This is a genomic window from Pseudomonas sp. P5_A2_2 (assembly GCF_054177685.1).
On record NZ_JBGCUL010000570.1, the window covers coordinates 1 to 2977 of the forward strand.

The 2977-nt window shown below is 55.4% G+C and carries 2 protein-coding genes and 1 pseudogene; 2 read left to right on the forward strand and 1 reads right to left on the reverse strand.

Annotated elements, in window-relative coordinates:
* Both ACXRVY_RS22435 and ACXRVY_RS22440 read left to right on the forward strand, forming a co-directional pair.
* Window positions 1-952 (forward strand): serine hydrolase domain-containing protein (locus ACXRVY_RS22435; protein ID WP_458238269.1); only part of this gene is annotated, 952 nt, incomplete at its 5' end.
* A gap of 249 nt (window positions 953-1201) precedes the next feature.
* Entirely contained in the window at window positions 1202-2383 is a 1182-nt protein-coding gene (locus ACXRVY_RS22440; protein ID WP_150658880.1) for a hypothetical protein, read from the forward strand.
* A gap of 292 nt (window positions 2384-2675) precedes the next feature.
* On the opposite strand, the pseudogene ACXRVY_RS22445 reads toward ACXRVY_RS22440, so the two are convergent.
* A pseudogene (locus ACXRVY_RS22445) lies at window positions 2676-2977 on the reverse strand (hypothetical protein); the annotation flags it as partial.

A 2977-nucleotide genomic window follows, 5' to 3' on the forward strand; every position in this document is an offset into this window, starting at 1 on the left:
TAGCTACACCGATGGTTTTTTGGTGCTTCATCAAGGCAAGGTGGTTTCGGAGCAGTATTTCAACGGTATGCAGCCGCACACGTTGCATCTGTTGCAATCGGTATCCAAGACCGTCGTCGGTAGCCTGGTCGGCAGATTGATCGGCCAGGGCAGAATCGATCCCCAAGCGCGTGTCAGCGACTATGTGCCCGAGCTTTCGGCAAGCGGTTATGGCGACGCTCGGGTACAGGATCTGCTGGATATGCGCACGGGAGTGAGATTCAGGGAGGACTACACCGATCCTGATGCTGAATTCATTCAGTTGGATATCGCCTCGGGTTGGCGTGAACGGGGAGAGCGAGAGTCACCTGACAGCATTTATGGTTTGTTGAAGTCGCTGAGTAAGGACCGTGAGCATGGCCAGTACTTTGAGTACCGCTCAGTGGATACCGACATGTTGGCCTGGGTTTGTGAGCGGGCTTGCGGCGAGCGGCTGCCCGTTTTACTGAGCCGGGAAATCTGGTCAAGACTGGGGGCAGAGCAAGACGCGAATATCACCCTCGATAGCGTTGGAACTGCATTGGCCGATGGCGGGATGAGCGCCACGCTGCGTGATCTGGGGCGCTTTGCCCAAATGTATCTGCAGGGGGGGCGTTTCAACGGCCAGCAGATTGTTCCAGAGGAGTTTGTGCGTGAATGCGGCCGTGGTTCCACACCGGCTTTTGAAGTTCTCTATGGCTTTTACGTCAAGAGCTTTCCTGGCGCGGCATACAGTAATCAGTGCTGGGTATTGGACAGTGAACTAGGTACCTACTCGGCGCGCGGAGTATTTGGGCAGAGTATCTATTGGGATCCAGCCTCTGAAGTGGCAATCGTAAAACTTTCCAGTTGGCCGGACTTTATCAATCCAGAGTGGACGTTGAATACCTTCCGTGCCTGTGCGGCAGTAGTTGAAGAACTGCAACGCAGCTGACGCGGGAGTATGAATGACCGCGGCTTGTCAGACACCTCCCAGCCTTAATGAAGAGGTGCCATATACAGGCTCTGCATAGCTACACCCAGACCCTGCAGGCCGCCGGCGGCTGACCCTCCCGGCCCGCACCTGGACGCTGTTAACAGCCTTCGTCCTGGCGGGCCTTACCCCTTTTATCCAGACCGCGCTTTTGCCGTGGCCGGGATAGCTGTTGCCAAAAATARGACCTAGAGAAGAGACGGAGCGACCATGAACTTGAATACAACCCGGGCCTTGCGCTCATTGACCCCACTGGCGCTATTGGGCGCCCTTTCCAGCCCTGCGATGGCGATCCAGGTTACCGATAACCTTGATCTCGGTGGTGCCGTCCGGGCGCGTTGGGACTATGACCCGGATCGCGACATCCAGACGTTCAACTTCGACACCGCGATCCTCAGCGCCAAGTACAACTCCGACACCTGGATTGGCGAAGCCAAGTACCGTTTCTACGGTCGAGCCTACCCTTACAAGTACACAAATAATGTCGGTGACGTCCAGTTCGCCGAGTTGGCGTGGATCGGCTACAAGTTCAACCCCGACCAGCAGGTCCAGGTCGGCCTGAACCAGCTGCCGTTCGGTTTGCAGCCGTACTTCGGCAGCACGTTCTATCAAACCCTGGGCAGCGTCATAGGACTGGAAGACATCGAAGAAGTCGGTGCCAAGTACATCCAGCAAAGCGGCGACTGGAATGTTCAGGCCGGTTATTACCTGCGCCCGGCCTGGCAGGGCAAAGGCACCAGCAACGGTGAAACCTACTCCACCGTGGTCTCCGAAGCGGACAGCTATGTCACCGACGGCAGTAACAACCAGGAACGCAACACAGTGGTCCTGCGGGTGGCCAAGGCGCTGGACCTGGGGCCGTGGAAGTCCGAAGTCGGGATCTCCGGCCTGACCTCGTCCCTGGAGAACCGCGACACCAACAACGATGGCCGGCGCAATGCCATGGCGGTGCACTACATCGGCAAAAACGGTCCGTGGGGCGTGCAACTGCAAGCCGCGCGACAGCAGATGTCCCCGCGCAACCCCGGCACCGATGAACTGGTGACTTTCGGCGGTTACGACGGCACCTTCAACGTCGCCAGTCGCGGCAACTTGTACGTGGCGGATGTGAGCTACGACGTCAGCGGCAAGTACCTGTTCGATCAGATCAGCGGTGTGAAGCTGTACGCCAACTACAGCGCCTTCGATAAATCCGCCGACGATTTCAAAACCTCGCAACGGATGATTTTCGGCACCTCGTTCTCCCTCAGCAAACTGTGGATCGCCACGGAATGGTTGTACGGCAAGAATGATCCGGTCATCGGTGGCGGCAGCCTCACCCAGAGTCTGGGGGCTGGTGGTAGTAACCAGTGGGAAAACCAGTTGTACATGAACATCGGTTATTACTTCTGATCCGGATTTTTTGGCGGCAGCCCTAACGTCCTCTTCGCGAGCGGGCTCGCTCTCACAGGTTTAGCGCATAATCTGTGGGGAGCGAGCCCGCTCGCGCATACCCCAAACAAAACTTGCTTCAGCCCCTGTCGGCTGAATCAGATAGGCCCACATAGTTAGTTAGCGATCAATTCTAAAATCATATCGGTGAAATTTCGTCATTTTCCCTATTCACTAAGAGTAGTTTTATCCTCGTAAATTATCGCAATCATTGAAGTGAGGGGATGATTAGATTGCGCCAATATCACGCCCCTCAACTCATATACCTGTCGAAAAGAAGCTTGACCAACTGGCGAAGCCATATATTTCCGGGATCATGATGATGGCGCGGGTGCCAATACTGTCGCAGGTGCAAGCTGGGGGACTTAATCGGGGTTTTTATTACCTTGACCGCGTTGTAGCGTAGGAACGTTTTCCCCAGTTCACTGGGCACGGTTGCAATTAGATTCGGGTTTTTCTCCAGTATCATCGGGACCGTTATAAAGTGTGGAGTTGTAAGGTAAATTTGTCGTTGATGACCCAGTTCGTCGATGAATTGGTCGTAGCGTGTACTTC

Excerpts from the sequence above, each read along its gene's own strand:
- ACXRVY_RS22440 (WP_150658880.1), top strand. The coding sequence starts at position 1,202 with ATGAACTTGAATACAACCCGGGCCTTGCGCTCATTGACCCCACTGGCG.